The sequence below is a fragment of the Dysgonomonas sp. genome, assembly GCF_035323175.1.
In the GTDB taxonomy this organism is placed as follows: domain Bacteria; phylum Bacteroidota; class Bacteroidia; order Bacteroidales; family Dysgonomonadaceae; genus Dysgonomonas.
Map to the genome: position 1 here is coordinate 671,001 of NZ_DAOKYH010000001.1, position 14,806 is coordinate 685,806.

The window sequence follows — 14,806 nt, forward strand, 5'->3', positions numbered from 1 at the left end:
ATAAAGAATGAATATAGCACAGCAAAAAGAAAAACTGAGAAAAGAAATATCCTTGTTAAAGAAACAATATTCAGCTGACGACTTATCCAATCGTTCGGAAGAAGTATTATCGGTTTTGGAAATAACAGGAGCATTTCAGCAGGCAAAAACTATATTTATTTATAATAGTATGGGGGATGAGGTACAGACCCTCGATTTTATCAACCGTTGGAGTGCTGAAAAGAATTTCTACTTGCCAGTTGTGGTTAAGGATGATATTGTTTTCAGAAAATATGTTCAGGATACCACTTTGAAGCAATCTTCGTATGGTATAATGGAACCATTGGGTGATAATTTTACCGATTATAAAAAGGTGGATTTAATTATTGTTCCCGGTGTAGCCTTCGATCGAAAGATGGGACGTCTGGGCAGAGGTAGGGGGTATTACGATCGCTTCTTGTCTCTCGTTTCGGCTCCTAAAATGGGTATATGTTTCGAATTTCAGCTTCTGGATACTATCCCTGTTGATACGAATGATATAAAGATGGATTATATTGTCTCTGAAAATGAATTTATTTGGAAATAAAGAAATATTATTTCATTTAATTATGAGTTTAAGGGGATATATTAAATAAATAAAAAATCCATATATTTGCGTTCTGAAAATAAGTTTATTCTCCATATTATTTAATCTATGTCTATAATCATTAAGGAGGTTAAAGAAGATGATAAAGCTTTGAAAAAAGCATTTATTAAATTTCCTACCGATGTTCTTTATAAAAATTCTCCATATTATGTACCTTCTCTTGTTCTGGATGAACTGGGTACGTTGAATGAAAAAGAGAATCCCGCATTCGATTTTTGTGAAAAACAATTGTTCTTGGCATATAGAGATGGCGAGATCGTTGGCCGTATTGCCGGTATTATAAATCACACAGCGAATGAAATCTGGAATCAAAAAAATGCACGCTTCGGATTTGTTGATTTTATCGACGACAACGAGGTTGTAGATGCTTTATTCGATGCGGCAGGGAAGTGGGCGAAAGCCAAAGGTATGAATGTTATAGTAGGGCCTATGGGCTTTACCGACTTAGATCACGAAGGCTTGCTGATTGAAGGTTACGACCGAGAGTCGACAATGTCTACAACATATAGTTATCCGTATTACAGAGATCAGATAGAACGCCTCGGATTTGAGAAGGATGCCGACTGGAATGAATATCGGATACCTGTTCCTGATTCTGTTCCTGAAAGACATCAGCGTATCGCTAACATGGTGATGCAGCGATATGGTCTGAAGGTACTTAAATTTAAAAGCCTAAAGCAAATAACACCGTACGTAAGTAAAATATTTGAACTGTTGAATGTTGCTTATAAGCCTTTATATGGCTTTGCTCCATTGACACAACGTCAGATAGATTACTATGTGAAAATGTATGTGCCATTGCTTCGCTGGGATCTGGTGTCGATAATAATTAAAGAAGATACCGATGAGGTGGTTGGATTTGGTATAGCTATGCCAAGCCTTTCTCGTGGACTTATTAAATCTCGTGGACGATTCCTTCCATTTGGTTGGATAAATCTCTTGAGGGATCTCAAAAGTAAGAAAAATCCTGTCGTAGACCTTCTACTGATTGGTATCTCGCCCGAATATCAAGGAAAAGGTGTAAATGCTATCATCTTTAACGATTTTATACCATCAGCGCATAAGTGTGGCTTCAAGTTTGCGGAATCAAATCCCGAGTTGGAGATGAATAACAAGGTTGCTTCTCTTTGGGACGGATTTAATGCCGAGAATCATAAGAAAAGAAGAGCATATAAGAAAAATATATAAATAGAAAAAGGATTGTCTCGGTAGGCAATCCTTTTCTTTTTCTACTATCTCTTTTTACATTACTACCCTCGAGTATGGAGCAGCATCCATAGAGCAAAAATCTTTGTCTAAATACTTAAAATAACCGGTAATGGCTATCATTGCCGCATTATCTGTTGTATATCCAAAAGGAGGGATATGTATTTTCCAGCCATAACGTTTTGCATGATCTTCGAAAGCTGCACGAAGCCCCGAGTTTGCAGATACTCCTCCGGCCACGGCAACCTCATTTATATTGTAATCTTTGGCTACTCGTCTGAGTTGTTCCATCAGTACATCGATAATTGTCTTTTGTAATGACGCACAAAGATCTTCTTTATTCTTATCAATAAAGTCAGGGTCTTTTTTCAGTTCATCCCTCAAGAGGTATAGAAAAGAAGTTTTCAATCCGCTAAAGCTGTAATTATAACCCGGTATATGCGGCTTATTCAATTTAAACTTGGTAGGATCACCTTCTTTTGCCAATCGGTCAACAACAGGTCCTCCGGGATAACCCAGTCCCATCACTTTCGCACATTTGTCAAAAGCTTCGCCGGCGGCATCGTCGATTGTTTGTCCTACGATCTCCATTTCTTTGTATGACTTCACAAGAATTATTTGTGAATTTCCCCCCGAAACCAATAGGCACAAAAACGGATATTGTGGTTGGTTGTCATCATCTTTATTCTCTTTGATAAAGTGAGCCAAAACATGTCCATGCAGGTGGTTAACATCAACCATCGGGATATTTAGTGCCGACGATAACCCTTTAGCAAAAGATGTACCCACAAGCAACGAACCCATAAGTCCCGGACCTCGGGTAAAGGCAATTGCGGACAGATCTTCTTTGTTGACTCCGGCCTTTTTTAAAGCCTGATCTACTACCGGTATAATGTTTTGCTGGTGTGCTCGTGAAGCCAATTCGGGAACAACACCCCCGTAACTTTCATGAACCTTCTGGCTGGATATTACATTTGACAAAAGCACCCCATCTTGTATAACGGCTGCTGCAGTATCGTCACAGGAAGATTCTATTCCTAATATAGTTATCATTCGTTGGATTTATTTTTTTTCTATAAGAGACTATGCTTATTACTTGCTCCAAAATATATAATATATTGTTACATTCTTAGTTATAACATTATACATATATGTTTGTTTATAAAGCGGAACAAAATTAAAAAATATAAATTATCTTCGCAAAGAAGAAATCTTAAAAGGGAATAAATGAAAAATATAACTTACTTATTAGGTTTTATTATAATATCTTTCATCGGCTGTTCGGGCACGGTGAAGAGCGACAACAGACATTCGGCGCAAGAGAGAGTAACCATTATACGCTTCGATAAAGATATATACAATTATATACAACACCCTGATGCCGCAACAGAAAAATCTCTGACCGAAAAATATCCCTTGTTGCTTCCTGCTTTTGGGCAAATCGCCATGAAGACTAGCGATCAAGCGACGTTTTTTCCTCAACTTAGAGATTACTTTGCGAATGAAGACCTACTCAAAATATATCAGGATGTATCCACTAAATATGCAGACGTATCTGTATACGAAGATAAGTTGACTGCGGTAAACGGTTTGGTAGAAGAAAATTTTCCCGGTAAAAAACTACCTCGGTTAGCGATGCATGTCTCAGGTTTCAGGGCAAATGTAATTATCGTAAACAATCTTATATCTCTCTCGATTGACAAGTACTTGGGTAGTGACTATCCGGCTTATCAAAGTTTCTTTCAACCATACGAACGCCTTCAAATGCAACCGGAGGATATTGTAAAGGATTATATCAAAGCTTGGCTGATAAGTGATATTATAAAACCTGCCGATCACGAAACCTTTCTGTCTGCGATGATAGATGAAGGTAAAATTTTGTATGCACTATCCATTCTGCTTCCGGGCGAGGATACCGATAATCTGATAGGATATACATCCCAACAATCAGCTTGGTGCAAGAATAACGAAAAAGATATTTGGCAAAAAATAGTAAAAGAAAATTATCTTTATTCTACCGACCACATGCTTATCACCCGTCTCACCAATGATGCTGCTTCTACAATAGTAGTATCACCTCAATCTCCGGGACGTGTAGGTGCATGGATAGGCTGGCAGATCCTAAATCAGTATGCCAATAAGAAGGGATTCTTACTGGAAGATATATTATCTATGGATGCACAAACAATTTTGAAAGGTGCAAAATATAACCCGTAAAAAAAAGTTATTAACAGCTCCTTGTTCAAAACTTAAGTCTCCATTCAATATTATTTATTTTATCTTTGAATAAAATTTATGGAAGGGGGAGTTCAGATAAATGGCAGAGTCAAATTTTAGGAATCAAGGAAAACGCAAACCAAAGGAAACAACTTTAGTTCCGGATATAGGAAAAATACAACCACAGGCCAGAGAGTTGGAAGAGGCCATACTCGGAGCCCTAATGCTAGAGAAAGATGCTTATTCGGTTGTTAGTGATATTCTTAAGCCAGAAAGTTTTTACGATTCCATTCATCAGATTATATACAGAGCAATAGTAGATCTGGCTGTGCGTCAGGCTCCGATCGATATGCTTACTGTTGTCGAACAATTACGCAAAGACGGAGAATTGGAGACAGTGGGAGGCCCTGTATACATAGCACAGTTGACCGAGAAAGTGGCATCTGCTGCCCATATCGAATTTCATGCTCGTATTATAGCTCAAAAATATCTTGCACGCGAACTTATCTCTTTTTCATCAAATGTAACAAGCAAAGCATTTGATGAAACCGTAGATGTTGACGATCTCATGCAGGAAGCTGAGAGCAAACTATTCGAGATATCGCAGGGCAATGTGAAGAAGGATGTGACGCAGATCAACCCGGTCATCAAAGAAGCCTTACATTTACTTGAAATAGCGGCAAACCGTCCTGAAGGGTTAAGTGGTCTGGAAACAGGATTTACTCCGCTAGACAAGATAACTTCGGGTTGGCAAAACTCCGACTTGGTTATTATAGCAGCTCGTCCGGCTATGGGTAAAACCGCATTCGTGTTGTCAATGGCCAAAAATATGGCTGTGTCTTATAAATATCCGGTAGCATTATTCTCTCTCGAGATGTCGAACGTACAGCTCGTAAACCGTTTGATCGTAAACACATGCGAAATACCGGGCGAAAAGATAAAGAATGGGCAGTTACTACCTTACGAGTGGGAACAGCTCGATTTCAAAATAAAAGAGCTTTACGACGCACCGTTATTTATAGATGATACCCCGAGTTTGTCAGTTTTCGAACTGAGAACAAAAGCACGCCGTCTGGTCCGTGAGCATGGCGTTAGGATTATCATAATTGACTACCTCCAGCTAATGAATGCCAGCGGTATGAATTATGGTAGCCGTGAACAGGAGGTGAGTATGATATCCCGTTCATTGAAAGGATTAGCAAAAGAATTGAACATCCCAATTATTGCCCTTTCGCAGCTTAATCGTGGGGTTGAGGGGCGTACAGGGGCAGAGGGTAAGCGTCCGCAATTGTCTGACCTCCGCGAATCGGGAGCTATTGAGCAGGATGCCGATATGGTATGTTTTATCCACCGTCCTGAATATTATAAAATATTAGAAGATGATAAAGGTAACTCTTTGATAGGGCTTGCCGAAATTATTATAGCAAAGCATCGTAATGGTGCTACAGGCGATGTGTTGCTACGCTTCAAGAGCGAGTTTGCCCGTTTTCAGAATATTGATGATGATTATAATTTTGGAGCAGGTCAACAATTCTCATCTAAGATCAACAATCACCCTGTGGCAGATCAGCCGCCACATCCTATGCAAGGTGGAGGGAATGACTTTGTTCCTTTCTAACACGAGCAAAATATATATTCACATTACATATTAGGTATATAAGAAAAATCCTTTCATATTCACTATGAAAGGATTTTTTTGTCGATAATCTCATTGAAGACCTAAAGATATATTCTTTAAGTTTCTACAAAAAAATAGAGGCTGATTACATTGTTTAATCAGCCTCTATATCGAAAAGACAATTTATTTAGTTTTATTTCGCTTCAATTGCAGTATCCTTATTCTTTTCTTCTTTCTTGAAGATAGCCCATGCTATTGGAGTAGCAACAAATACGGAAGAATATGTACCGATAATAATACCGATGAAGATCGCAAATGTGAAGCTTCTGATAGTATCACCACCTAATAAGAAGATACAGAATACAACCAACATAGAACTCAATGATGTATTCATCGTACGTCCTAATGTTGAGTTCAATGCCTCATTAATAGTTTCGGTTATATTGCGTTTTGGATACATGTTTCTGATTTCGCGGATACGGTCGAAGATTACAACCTTGTCATTGATAGAGTAACCTACTACCGTCAATACCGCAGCAATAAACGACTGGTCGATTTCCATCGAGAATGGCATTATCTTATATAGTAAAGAGTATAAGAAAATAACCAATACAGCATCGTGTGCTACTGCGAAGAATGTACCTGCCGAGAACGCTATGTTGCGGAAACGGATAAGGATATAGACAGCCATACATATTACGGCAATTACAACTGCGATTGTAGCAGCGGTCTTCAAGTCGTCGGCAACACTTGGCCCTACACGTTGAGAACTTTGTATATAGTTGTCGATTGTTGTATTTGGTGCCAAATATTCTTTCAATGCACTGGTCATTTTAGCTCTGATCTCTGTTTCTACAGCATCTGTTGCTTCTTCTACTTTGTAGTTTGTTGTAACACGCACCTGACTTGTTGTAGAAGATTGCGTTGCTGATCCACTAGTCAATACAAGAACCGTAGAACCTTGGAATTCCGGAACTAGTAGTTTTTCTATATCATCAGCATTTACATTCTTATCGAAACGAATCAAATAGTTTCGTCCACCTGTAAAGTCAATACCACCATTCAATCCATTGATAAATAATGAAGCCAATCCTGACACCAAAATGATGGCAGAGAAGATAACAACCTTTTTGGTCATTCCCAAGAAATTGATATTTGTATTCAAAAACAGTTTCTTAGAAAGAGATGTAGAGAATGTAAGATTTCTGAATTTACCTTTTTCGAACATATATTCATAGAATATACGTGTAAGGAATACAGAAGTAAGGAACGAAGCGATGATACCAATTATCAACGTTGTAGCAAATCCTTGTATCGGACCTGTTCCGAAGTATGCAAGAATGATAGCCGTAATTACCTGAGATGCGTGACCGTCGAAGATAGCAGAAAATGCATGTCTGTAACCGTCTACTACGGCAATTTTCACGTTTTTACCCGCTCTTAATTCTTCCCTTGTACGCTCATAGATCAATACGTTAGCATCCACAGCAAGTGCAAGTGCCAATACTAGCCCTGTTATACCCGGCAGTGTCATCACCGCTCCAAAAGCAGCTAGAATACCTATCGTGAAGAACAAGTTGACAATTAGTGCCGAGTTTGCGATTAATCCCGGTATCAATCCGTAAATAACGCAGATATAGATCATCAATAATACCAAGGCTAATAAGAATGAGAATATACCGGCAGTAATAGCTTCCTGTCCGAGAGATGGCCCTACAATATCTTCTTGTACGATATGTACACCTGCTTTCATCTTACCAGACTTAAGAACGTTCTCTAAGTCTTTTGCATCATCTACAGTAAAACGACCTGTGATCTGAGAACGACCACCTTCAATTTTGTTTTGAACGTTTGGTGCTGAATATACAGACCCGTCAAGAACGATAGCGATGCTTCTTCCTTGTTCAGCTCCTGTGATAGTAGCCCAACGTTGCGCTCCTGTAGTATTCATCTGCATATCTACTTCCCATGCAGAACCGTGTTGAGACTGGTCAGCTTTAGCCGAGATTACAACATCTCCATCAAGAGCCGGACCTTTTTTGATACCATCACCACGAAGTGAATATAGAGCAAATTGTGTTTCTTTTAGATCTTCAGCTTTGAAGCCCCAAGCAAATGTTAGGTCGCCAGGGTATAAATCTTGATATCTGTGTAAAATTCTATTTACGGCAGCTGTATCTGTTTTATTTACAAAACCTACGATAGCTCCACCTGCAAAGGTTGTAAAGTATGAACGAAGTGGTTTTGTAAATCCAAGATTATCGGTGCTTTCTACTTTTACAGAGTCTGTGGTTGCAGCAGCTAGAGAATCTGTAGCTACAGGTGCAGTAGTACCATTTGCAGCTAACACTTCTTTCGAACGCTGATCCATCAACTCAATATAGTTTTGGATTTCCTGTAGGTTGTATGTTTTCCAGAACTCAAGATTTGCGCTACCTTGCAATAGTTTCTTCACACGTTCAGGTTCTTTAACTCCCGGCAATTCGATTAGTATACGTTCTGCACGGTCTAGTTTCTGAATGTTAGGAGCAACTACCCCAAAACGGTCGATACGTGTACGCAACACATTGAATGAGTTGTCAGCAACGCTTTGCAATTCTGTTCTTAAAACAGCTACTACTTTATTATCATCATCGGTAGGAGATACCTGATCTCTCAGTTTTGTACTGAATATTGATGCTAATTTGTTATTACCGTTACTAGCTTTGAATTTATCAACAAAAATAGAGATATAGTCTCGGTTACTTCCTTTTCTGTTTTCGTCCGAAGCCTGTCCTAAAGCTGTTTGAAACGCCTCATTGTCGGGATCTCCAAGTGAACGAAGTACTGCGGCAGCATCTACTTCCACAATAACACTCATACCACCTTTAAGGTCTAGTCCGAGGCCAATTTCTTTCTCACGGCATTCTTTCAGAGTATAGCCGATGCTATCTCCAATGCCCAGGATACCTTTAGGCCAAACTTTCTCTGTAGACATTGAGTCTATGTAGAAAGTATATTGCTTATTATACAACTCATCATAGAGTAGTTGATCGCCTTTTGCATGCTCCGTAGCGTATGCAGCTGCGTATTCTTCCGCTTTCTTATCGTAACTTCTTGTTACAAACGTAAAAGACAAGTAAAACAAACAAACTAATGTTAGGAGTATTGCAAAAGTAATTACAAAGCCTTTGTTTTGCATTTTGGATTTTACTTTTTGTTATTTAATTATATTATTTCTATTTTCTTCAAAATTAATAAAATACACATATATCCCAGACACCTCTTTTCAATAAAATGAGGCCTAATGGAGATATATGCACACTTTTAGGCGTGCAAATATAATCTTTTATTCTTTACAAATCATAATAAATATAAAGAAATTAGAGATTAAGCAAATATGCAAATCGGTAGATAATAGTTTTATACTCTATGCCGATAAACATGTTCTTGCATCGATGTATTATTAATTTTCTTCCTGTTTTCTTATTTCCGCTCGTTTGATCTTTCCACTAATTGTTTTAGGTAGTTCTTCAACAAACTCGATGATGCGAGGGTATTTGTACGGAGCTGTAACCTTTTTTACGTGGTCTTGTATCTCACGCTTCAGGTGATCATTGGCCTTGTTTTTATAGTCCATAGCTAATACAATAGTGGCTTTTACTACCTGTCCGCGTATTTCGTCCGGTACTCCGGTAATAGCACACTCTACAACAGCCGGATGTGTCATCAAAGCGCTTTCTACTTCAAAAGGTCCGATACGGTATCCCGAACTTTTGATAACATCGTCTATACGTCCTACAAACCAATAATAGCCATCTTCGTCGCGCCAAGCCATGTCTCCGGTATGGTATACATTATCATGGTATACCTGTTTTGTTAGCGCTTCGTCACGATAATAACCCATAAATAGACCTAGCGGTTTCCACTTGTCGGTCTTAATAACAACTTCACCTACTTCGCCATCTTCTACCGAGCGACCGTCTGCTGCTATCAAGTCCATATCATACGCCGGATTGGGTACACCCATTGCTCCGGGTTTTGGTTCCATCCATGGGAAAGTAACAATAGTCGGCGTGGTTTCAGTTTGCCCGAAAGCCTCCATCATCTTTATTCCTGTACCTTTATAGAATGCCTCGAAAACAGATGGATTGAGAGCTTCACCTGCTGTAGTGGCGTACTCCAACGAAGATAAGTCGTAGTGAGACAGATCTTCGCGAATCATAAAGCGAAATACTGTCGGAGGTGCGCAAAAAGAAGTGATTTTATGTTTCTCTATAAGGTGTAATACCAATTGAGGTGTAAACTTTTCATGGTCAAATACCATTACAGCCGCACCAGCTATCCACTGTCCGTATAGTTTTCCCCACACGGCTTTTGCCCATCCCGTATCGGCAACTGTAAGATGCAGACTGTTTTCGTGCAGGTTGTGCCAATATTTAGCTGTTACAATATGCCCTAAAGGGTAAGCAAAATTGTGAATTACCATTTTCGGTTCTCCTGTTGTACCTGAAGTAAAATACAGCAGAGAAATATCATCATTGGTATTTACATGATCGGGACGTACAAAAGGTTTCGCTTCTTTTATTCCTTTATGGAAATCGTTCCATCCCGAAGGTATATTTTCCCCGCATGCAATAAGGCACTTCACTGTTGGCGACTCCGCCATTGCTTCATTTATGTGACTTATGACTGTTTCGTCATTTACACTAAGGATTGCTTTTATACTTGCCGCGTTATTGCGATAAACAATGTCTTTTTTTGTTAATAGATGAGTCGCCGGAATCGCAACCGCACCTATCTTATGCAGAGCTATAACAGCAAACCAGAATTCGTAGCGTCGTTTCATGATAAGCATTACCATATCTCCATGTCCTATGCCTAACGACTGGAAATAAGCAGCTGTACGGTCGCTCTGTTCTTTGATGTCTGCAAATGTGAAATCGATGTGTTCTCCCTGGTCATTACCCCAACAAATAGCTCTTTTAGTAGGGTTTATTCGTGCCCATTCATCAACTACATCATATCCAAAATTAAAATTATCAGGAATCTCAACGTGATAATGCTTTGCAAAATCTTCAGTTGAAGTAAAATGAATTTGTTTTACAAATTTTTCCAACATTATATAATGGTGATTAATCTTTTAGTAAATGAAAATACCAGCTTAAAGCACAACAGCAATAAACTTCACTCGTTTTCCGTCCAGAGCTTTCATTCCATGCGGCAGGCTTGAATCGAAGTAGATGCTATCACCTTCTTCCAATATCAAATCTTTCCCATTTATTTGTAAAAGCATCCGTCCTTCAAGGATAAGGTTAAACTCTTGCCCGGTATGTGTGCTATGATGTATCCTTACACTATCTTGCTTGGGTTCTACCGTAACTTCAAACACATCGGCCTTTCGATTGTTAAATCCACCGGCTAGCGTCTGATAACTGTAATCTGAAACACGCTTCACAGCTAAACCTTTTCCCTTGCGCGTCAAAAAATAGCTGCTCATGCGAGGTTCGTCAGCAAACATCAGTACAGAAACATCTATATTATGTTTCGATGCAATGTTTTTCAGTGTACTGATAGTCAAATCTTTTCTCCCTTCTTCATATTCGAGGTATACCACAGGATCTATACCACATGATGAAGCGAACTCTTCGGTCGTCATATCCAAAGCCTCACGGAGACCTTTCAGACGCTGACCTATCTGCTTAATATCTTCATTCATACCTAAAATGTATTAAATTGATTCCTCTTTTTCGGGCTTATCCTTTCTTTCTTTTTGTGTTTCGGATATTAGTATTTGCATTGCTTTAGGGATGCCGGCTTTAAATTCAAGCAATTCCCCTGTTCTTGGATGTTTCAAAATTAGTCCCCCGGCATGAAGGGCGATTCTTTTGATCGGATTATTTGAAGCACCATATTTCTTATCGCCAACAATCGGATGTCCGATCTGTTGCATGTGTACTCTTACTTGATTTTTGCGTCGTGTTTCAAGGTCAAAATCCAATAGTGAATAGCCGCCTTTCGATTTTTGTGTCTTGTAATGTGTAACAGATTTCAGTCCTCCGTTATCGATAAGGGAGGACATCATTACAAAATTCTTGTTTTCGGTAAGCCACGATGTTACAGTTCCATTTTTAGGATTCGGGCGTCCTTCTACAATTGCCATGTATGAATACTTAGGTACAAGGTTGTCCCAGTTTTTCTGAAAAATATCCTGTAGCTCCATGTCTTTCGCAAAGATCATTAGTCCCGAAACTTCTCTGTCGAGGCGATGCAGAACATAAACACGTGCTTTTTTATCTTTTTTCTTTACGTATTCATTCAGAGAGTTATATACAGTGCGTGACTTTTCCTTATCTGTAGCTACAGATAAAAATCCTGCTTCTTTTTCGATGACAAGTAAGTCGTCGTCTTCAAATACAATCTTTAATCCCTTCAATCTTTTTTCTTTTCGAGACTGATCGTATTTCATAACAGAGACCTTATCTTTTGCCTTCAGTTCGAAATCGAATTGAGTGATAAGCTTTCCGTTTACTTTGATTTGTTTATGTGCAAGAAGCGATTTAACTGCGTTGCGACTTTTACGCACTTCTTTTTGGACAAGGAAATCTAGCAATTGAGCCGGTTGATCAACTTTTATTTCCTGCAATACTTTATCTCTGGTTGTATTCCTCATTTCATTTATATATGAATATGAAACAAAGGTAAGCGTTTTTCTTTTAAGATAAACACAACATTAGATGTCGATTTACAAATATTAATTTAAATCATGGCTGCTTAAGGTTGGAGAACTTTAATGCATAGAGTCATAAAACACAGGATAATATCTTTCGCATGAAGCATGCTAGCGGAATTAACATTTATATTTTGTCTTTCAATATAATTTATCCTTACCTTTGCAGCACTTTGTTTCGTTTGTTAACGAATTGAAAGGGAATCAGGTGAAAATCCTGAACAGACCCGCTGCTGTAAGCTCTGTAAAGCTTGTGCAACATAGCCACTGTTATTCAAAATGGGAAGGCTGTACAAGTTGGAGTAAGTCAGAAGACCTGCAAAGTAATAGTTCGGACAGCTTTCGAGGAATAGAGCTTAAGAAACAGTGTCAAGATTATATAGTCTTTTCTTTGTTCTTATCGAAAGCATTTTATTGAATAATTTGTGAAGATGAGGACTTTTTTATTTTCCCTTATATTTTTATTTGTAGTAGGCTGTATGCATATGCAGGCTCAGATTAATGATAGTCTCAATGCAAAGAAACTGTCAGAGATAGAAATTTCTGCACAGATCAAACCATCTGTCTCACGATCTACAACTCCACTTCAAGTTATTGATAATACAGAGATTGAACGAATAGGAATACTGTCCGTATCAGATGCTGTCCGCCGTTTTTCGGGAGTTACAGTAAAAGATTATGGAGGTATTGGAGGCATGAAAACTGTTTCTATAAGGGGGATGGGGGCTCAACATACTGCAGTTAGTTATGATGGTGTTACGATGAGTAATGTTCAATCCGGACAGATCGATATCAGTCGTTTTTCATTGGATAATGTTTCTATGATAACTCTCTCTATTGGTCAGTCTGATGATATATTTCAGGCAGCACGATCATATGCATCAGCCGGCTTATTAGAGGTAATAACATCAAACCCTGCCTTTAAGAATAAATCATATAATGGAAATATACAAGTTAAAGCTGGTTCTTATGGGCTTTTCAATCCTACTGTCTATTATGCACACCGACTGAATAAGAAATTCTCTCTTTCGTTAAATACAGGATGGGAAAGAGCAGATGGAAGATATAAATTCACATTTAAAAATGCGGATCAAACCGAAGAGCGTAAGCGGAGGAATTCTGATGTTGATATCTGGCGTACAGAATTAAACCTCTATGGGAATATGGGCAAAGCCGGCGAGCTGAAATTTAAAGTAAATTATTATGATTCGGAAAGAGGTCTGCCGGGTTCTGTAATTTTCTACAGAGACGATAATGACGAAAGAGTATGGAACAAGGATTTGTTCTCCCAACTATATTACAAAAATAGAGTTAATGATAAAATAAGTATAAAAGGGCAATTAAAATTCAGTCGCAACCATTATAAATATTTGTCAATAACCAATAATACAGCAGAAAACAAACAAGAAGACCGCATCACTCAGTATGAATACTATGCATCTGTAGGTATGATGTACAAGCCTCTAAAATATCTATCCATAAGTTTATTTGAAGATATATTTCAGAATAAGTTGAATAGTAATTTTGAAGATGTGGACAAGCCGAAGAGAATTTCATCACTCACAGCTTTGGCTGCTCAATTTACTAATAAATATCTAACCGTAACCGGAAGCCTTTTAGCTACATATGTTGACGAAAGCGTTCTGACGGGAGACTCCCCTAAAGATAAGAAAAAGGTAACACCATCTATAAGTGTATCATACTTACCTTTCGAAGAAGCTAATTTAAGATTTCGTGGGTCTTATAAAAAGATATTTAGAGTGCCAACTTTTGATGATATGTATTACATACGTATGGGCAATATAAATCTGAAACCGGAATATGCAACACAATACAATGTGGGATTGACTTGGACAAAAAAAATATCTGAGACTATTGACTTTATGAGTATATCTTTAGATGGTTACAAAAATAAAGTAGATGATAAAATTGTGCCTTTTCCTACAATGAACATTTTTAAGATGCGTAATTATGGAAAGGTCGATATGACCGGAGTGGATCTGAATCTCCGTCTTCATACATTGTTAACATCCCAAATATCATTAAATATCACAGGCAATTATAGTTATCAGAGAGTTATAGATGTAACAGATAAAAATAGTAAAAACTATAAAGATCAAATCCCTTACACACCGCGTCATTATGGTTCGGCATCGGTAAGTTTAGAAAACCCTTTGTTAAATTTTGCATATACTGTTATTATATCAGGCAAACGTTACGCTCTTGATCAGAATATACCCAAAAATGAGATAGAATCATATACAGATCATAGTATTTCACTAAATAAGTCTTTTATATTAAATAATAATAGCTTACGCCTCCAACTCAATTTAATTAATCTGACAAACAAGAATTATCAAATTGTACAATATTATCCTATGCCGGGACGATCTTTTACAATATCAGCTAATTATAATTTTTAAATATTTAT

Annotated in this window: 10 protein-coding genes and 1 riboswitch; of the genes, 5 read left to right on the forward strand and 5 right to left on the reverse strand. The window is 38.1% G+C overall.

What is annotated here, in order from left to right; translation table 11 throughout:
• Nucleotides 1-7 precede the first annotated feature (7 nt).
• On the forward strand, nt 8-565 hold the full coding sequence (locus PKC55_RS02835; protein ID WP_291128153.1) for a 5-formyltetrahydrofolate cyclo-ligase: 558 nt from the start codon (nt 8-10) through the stop codon (nt 563-565).
• Between the two features lie 108 nt (nt 566-673).
• Entirely contained in the window at nt 674-1,813 is a 1,140-nt protein-coding gene (locus PKC55_RS02840) for a hypothetical protein (protein WP_135105194.1), read from the forward strand.
• A 54-nt stretch (nt 1,814-1,867) separates the two neighbouring features.
• Here the strand turns inward: PKC55_RS02840 and tsaD are convergent, their stop codons facing one another.
• A complete protein-coding gene (gene tsaD / locus PKC55_RS02845; protein WP_303888319.1) occupies nt 1,868-2,884 on the reverse strand; it encodes a tRNA (adenosine(37)-N6)-threonylcarbamoyltransferase complex transferase subunit TsaD in 1,017 nt (338 codons plus the stop codon).
• A 174-nt stretch (nt 2,885-3,058) separates the two neighbouring features.
• On the opposite strand from tsaD, the gene gldB reads away from it, so the two are divergent.
• Both gldB and dnaB read left to right on the forward strand, forming a co-directional pair.
• Nucleotides 3,059-4,048, forward strand: a complete 990-nt coding sequence (gldB, locus tag PKC55_RS02850) for a gliding motility lipoprotein GldB (protein WP_291124002.1) — start codon at nt 3,059-3,061, stop codon at nt 4,046-4,048.
• A gap of 100 nt (nt 4,049-4,148) precedes the next feature.
• The gene (gene dnaB, locus PKC55_RS02855) at nt 4,149-5,666 is read left to right on the forward strand and encodes a replicative DNA helicase (protein ID WP_135105203.1); all 1,518 of its coding nucleotides are present in this window, start codon (nt 4,149-4,151) and stop codon (nt 5,664-5,666) included.
• Between the two features lie 193 nt (nt 5,667-5,859).
• On the opposite strand, the gene secDF is transcribed toward dnaB, so the two are convergent.
• The 4 genes from secDF to PKC55_RS02875 all read right to left on the reverse strand — a co-directional run bounded on the left by secDF (nt 5,860) and on the right by PKC55_RS02875 (nt 12,318).
• The gene (gene secDF / locus PKC55_RS02860; RefSeq protein ID WP_324371763.1) at nt 5,860-8,847 is read right to left on the reverse strand and encodes a protein translocase subunit SecDF; all 2,988 of its coding nucleotides are present in this window, start codon (nt 8,845-8,847) and stop codon (nt 5,860-5,862) included.
• A gap of 264 nt (nt 8,848-9,111) precedes the next feature.
• Nucleotides 9,112-10,767 (reverse strand): AMP-binding protein, encoded by a 1,656-nt coding sequence (locus PKC55_RS02865; RefSeq protein WP_252638123.1) that lies wholly within the window; start codon nt 10,765-10,767, stop codon nt 9,112-9,114.
• A gap of 42 nt (nt 10,768-10,809) precedes the next feature.
• Complete coding sequence (locus PKC55_RS02870) at nt 10,810-11,364, reverse strand: helix-turn-helix domain-containing protein (RefSeq protein WP_006842856.1); 555 nt, start codon at nt 11,362-11,364, stop codon at nt 10,810-10,812.
• A gap of 12 nt (nt 11,365-11,376) precedes the next feature.
• Nucleotides 11,377-12,318: an RluA family pseudouridine synthase gene (locus PKC55_RS02875; RefSeq protein WP_252638122.1), complete on the reverse strand. Its 942-nt coding sequence runs from the start codon at nt 12,316-12,318 to the stop codon at nt 11,377-11,379.
• Nucleotides 12,319-12,531: 213 nt separating this feature from the next.
• Nucleotides 12,532-12,713, forward strand: a riboswitch (cobalamin riboswitch).
• A gap of 93 nt (nt 12,714-12,806) precedes the next feature.
• Here PKC55_RS02875 and PKC55_RS02880 point away from each other — a divergent pair.
• Nucleotides 12,807-14,798 (forward strand): TonB-dependent receptor plug domain-containing protein, encoded by a 1,992-nt coding sequence (locus PKC55_RS02880; RefSeq protein ID WP_324371769.1) that lies wholly within the window; start codon nt 12,807-12,809, stop codon nt 14,796-14,798.
• Nucleotides 14,799-14,806: the final 8 nt, after the last annotated feature.

Coding starts and splice junctions, on each gene's coding strand:
- secDF (WP_324371763.1), bottom strand. CDS start 8,847: ATGCAAAACAAAGGCTTTGTAATTACTTTTGCAATACTCCTAACATTA.
- PKC55_RS02880 (WP_324371769.1), top strand. CDS start 12,807: ATGAGGACTTTTTTATTTTCCCTTATATTTTTATTTGTAGTAGGCTGT.
- PKC55_RS02865 (WP_252638123.1), bottom strand. CDS start 10,767: ATGTTGGAAAAATTTGTAAAACAAATTCATTTTACTTCAACTGAAGAT.
- PKC55_RS02840 (WP_135105194.1), top strand. CDS start 674: ATGTCTATAATCATTAAGGAGGTTAAAGAAGATGATAAAGCTTTGAAA.
- PKC55_RS02870 (WP_006842856.1), bottom strand. CDS start 11,364: ATGAATGAAGATATTAAGCAGATAGGTCAGCGTCTGAAAGGTCTCCGT.
- tsaD (WP_303888319.1), bottom strand. CDS start 2,884: ATGATAACTATATTAGGAATAGAATCTTCCTGTGACGATACTGCAGCA.
- PKC55_RS02835 (WP_291128153.1), top strand. CDS start 8: ATGAATATAGCACAGCAAAAAGAAAAACTGAGAAAAGAAATATCCTTG.
- dnaB (WP_135105203.1), top strand. CDS start 4,149: ATGGCAGAGTCAAATTTTAGGAATCAAGGAAAACGCAAACCAAAGGAA.
- gldB (WP_291124002.1), top strand. CDS start 3,059: ATGAAAAATATAACTTACTTATTAGGTTTTATTATAATATCTTTCATC.
- PKC55_RS02875 (WP_252638122.1), bottom strand. CDS start 12,318: ATGAGGAATACAACCAGAGATAAAGTATTGCAGGAAATAAAAGTTGAT.